The 2,783-nt window shown below is 71.7% G+C and carries 4 protein-coding genes and 1 pseudogene; 1 reads left to right on the forward strand and 4 read right to left on the reverse strand.

All coding sequences use genetic code 11. The features are described from left to right. The 3 genes from ACLL81_RS05740 to ACLL81_RS05750 all read right to left on the reverse strand — a co-directional run. Window positions 1-545, reverse strand: a 545-nt coding sequence (locus tag ACLL81_RS05740; protein WP_411287388.1) for a nitrilase-related carbon-nitrogen hydrolase, incomplete at its 3' end; no start/stop codon positions are given. Window positions 546-583: 38 nt separating this feature from the next. Next, window positions 584-838, reverse strand: coding sequence for a glutaredoxin 3 (gene grxC / locus ACLL81_RS05745; protein WP_411287389.1), 255 nt, complete (start codon window positions 836-838; stop codon window positions 584-586). A gap of 32 nt (window positions 839-870) precedes the next feature. After that, window positions 871-1,650 (reverse strand): ComF family protein, encoded by a 780-nt coding sequence (locus ACLL81_RS05750; RefSeq protein ID WP_411287390.1) that lies wholly within the window; start codon window positions 1,648-1,650, stop codon window positions 871-873. On the opposite strand from ACLL81_RS05750, the gene ACLL81_RS05755 reads away from it, so the two are divergent. Continuing rightward, window positions 1,649-2,467: a methyltransferase domain-containing protein gene (locus tag ACLL81_RS05755; protein ID WP_411287391.1), complete on the forward strand. Its 819-nt coding sequence runs from the start codon at window positions 1,649-1,651 to the stop codon at window positions 2,465-2,467. The two genes, ACLL81_RS05750 and ACLL81_RS05755, sit on opposite strands and share 2 nt — an antisense overlap. A gap of 192 nt (window positions 2,468-2,659) precedes the next feature. Here ACLL81_RS05755 and ACLL81_RS05760 read toward each other — a convergent pair. Continuing rightward, window positions 2,660-2,783: pseudogene (locus ACLL81_RS05760) on the reverse strand (8-oxo-dGTP diphosphatase MutT); the annotation flags it as partial.

Genomic DNA, 2,783 nt, shown 5'->3' on the forward strand with positions numbered 1-2,783 from the left:
GTGAAGGCGGCGGGGACCAGCATGACCTGGGCGCCGGCCAGGGCCAGGGACCGATAGACCGCCGGGAAGCGCATGTCGTAGCAGATGGTCAGGCCCAGGGGCGTCTCGCCGGCCATGGCGGTCACCGCCCGGTCGCCGGGTTCGTAGGTCTCACTCTCGCGGGCGCTCTCGCCGGTGGGCAGGTCCACGTCGAACATGTGCAGCTTGTCGTAGGTGGCGGTGATCTCGCCGTCGGGAGAGATCAGCACGGCGCGGTTGGCGGCCTTGCCGTCCTCACGCTTGACCAGAGCCGAGCCGATGAGCAGCCAGACGGTGAGCTCCCGGGCCAGGTCCTGCATCCCCCGCACGACGGGATCGTCGGCCAGCAGGGTGAGCTGCGGCAGCAGGGACGCCTTGTCCTTCTGCAGGATATTGCTGCCCTCGGGCGTGGCGATGAAGGTCGCGCCCTGGGCGGCGGCCTCCCGCACCAGGGGGGCGAGATGGTCCAGCGCCGCGGCGTGGCTGGCGGGGGTCCGGGTCTGGATCAGTCCGACGCGCAAGGTCATGACGTCCTAGAAGCCCCTCAACGCCGGCTTGGCAAGGCTCAAGCCGCCAGCAGGGGGTCCAGCTTGCCCGACCGCTCCAGGGCCATCATCTCGTCGCAGCCGCCGATGTGGCGGCCGCCCACGAAGATCTGCGGAAAGGTGGTTCGCCCGGAGCGCTGCATCATCTCGGCGCGCTTCTCCGGATCGAAGGCGGCCTCGACCTCGGTGAAGTCGACGCCCTTGTCTTCCAGCAGCGAGATCGCCCGGACGCAGTAGGGGCAGTAGGGTTTGGTGTAGATGGTGATGTCAGCCATGACGCCCTAACGAATGATCCGTCGCCAAAGCTTCATATGGTGAGTCCCGCGATCTCTTTAACCCGCGCGACCACGGCCACATCGACCCGCGCGGCGCCTGCCGCCTTCAGCGCCCGGGCGCAGCCCTCCGCCGTCGCCCCGGTGGTCATCACGTCGTCGATCAGCAGGATGCGCCGCCCCGCGACCTGGCTCGAGCGCCCGGGCGGCACGTGGAAGGCGCCGGCCACGTTGCGTCTGCGGCCCGACCCCGACTTGCCGCCCTGGCTGGCGGTGGCGCGCCGGCGCACCAGGGCGTCGGGCAGGTAGGGCGTGCCGGTCAGCGCGGCCAGCGGCCGGGCGATTTCCGCGGCCTGGTTGTAGCGGCGCCCCAACAGCCTGAGCGGATGCAGCGGCACCGGCGCGATGGCGTCGGCTTCCTCGATCAGGGCGCGGGCCGAGCGCGACAGCCAGCGGGCGAACAGCGGCGCCAGGTCCAGGCGGTCGGCGTGCTTGAGCTTCAGGATCGGATCGCGGGAGGTCTCGTCGTAGAGGCAGGCCGCCCGGGCCGCATCGAACGCCCTGGGCCTGGCCAGGCAGGCGGCGCAGCGCGCGCCGGGGTCATACTCGAACGGCGTCCCGCAGCCGTCGCACACCGGCCCGTCGAGGAAATGGATGCGGCTCCACGTCCCCGCGGAGAAGCCGCCGGCCAGGGGCGCGGGCCCGCCATCCAGCGATTGCGGCGGGAACAGCATGTCGAGCGCGCCCCGCCAGGCCGCTTTTGCGCGCGGCCCCGGTTTCCACGGGCCCCCGAAGCCGCCATCTTCCGCGCTCATGTCGCAGCCTCCCCGCCTCTTCGACCGCGCCCTGCACAGCAAGCGCCTTGACCGCGCCGCCAAGGGCTTCCGCAACGCCGACTTCCTGCACCGCCGCGCGGCGGAAGACATCGTCGAGCGCCTGGAGCCGATCCTGCGGGACTTTCCCCTGGCCGTCGACCTCTCCGCCCGCGCAGGGGCCTTTCGTGAGGCCCTGGATAAGAGCGATGCGCGAGCCCGCGTGGCCGGGGTGGTCGAAGCCGATCTATCGGCGAAAATGCTCCGGGGGCGCGGCGGCATGCGCCTGGTGCTGGACGCCGAGCGCCTACCCTTCGCGCCGGCCAGCCTCGACCTGATCGTCTCCACGCTAGGGTTCCACTGGACCAACGACGTGGTCGGCGCGCTGATCCAGGCCCGCCTGGCCCTGAAGCCGGACGGCCTGTTCATCGCCGCCTTCTTCGGCGGAGCGACCCTGACGGAGCTGCGCCAGTCCCTGGTGGCGGCGGAATCGGAAATCCTCGGCGGCGCGGGGGCCCGGGTCTCGCCCTTCGCCGACCCGGTGGACGCCGCCGGTCTGCTGCAACGGGCCGGCTTCGCCCAGCCGGTGGCCGACGTGGACAAGGTCGCCGTCACCTATGCTCACCCGCTCAAGCTCCTGGCCGACCTGCGCCAGATGGGCGAGACCAGCGTGCTGACCGACCGCCATCCCCGGCCGCTCACCCGCGCCGTGCTGGCCCGCGCCGCCGAGATTTATGTGCAGCGGTTCGCCGCCCCTGACGGCCGGGTCCCGGCGACCTTCGAGATCATCACCCTCACCGGCTGGGCGCCCTTGTCCTAGAACAGGCGGCGGCTGAGTTGGATCAGCGCTGCCCGCCCCCTCCGTCACGGCGCTGCGCGCCGCGACACCTCCCCCGCGGCGCTGCGCTTGCAGGGGAGGAGCGGTCGCTGCTCCCCCGAGAAACGGGGGAGCTGTCAGCGGACCTCTGGGTCCGATGACTGAGGGGGCGCGCCAGCTCGGCCGCCGAATGCTCTAGATAAGATCCCTCAACCAGGCCACGAGCGGCGCGTCGGCGGGCGGCATGGGATAGTCGGAGAGGCCGTTCGGCGTCACCCAGGCCACGGCCTGGTGTTCGCGCGCCGTCACCTGCCCATCC

Source organism: Phenylobacterium sp. (assembly GCF_046590535.1).
In the GTDB taxonomy this organism is placed as follows: Bacteria; Pseudomonadota; Alphaproteobacteria; order Caulobacterales; family Caulobacteraceae; genus Phenylobacterium.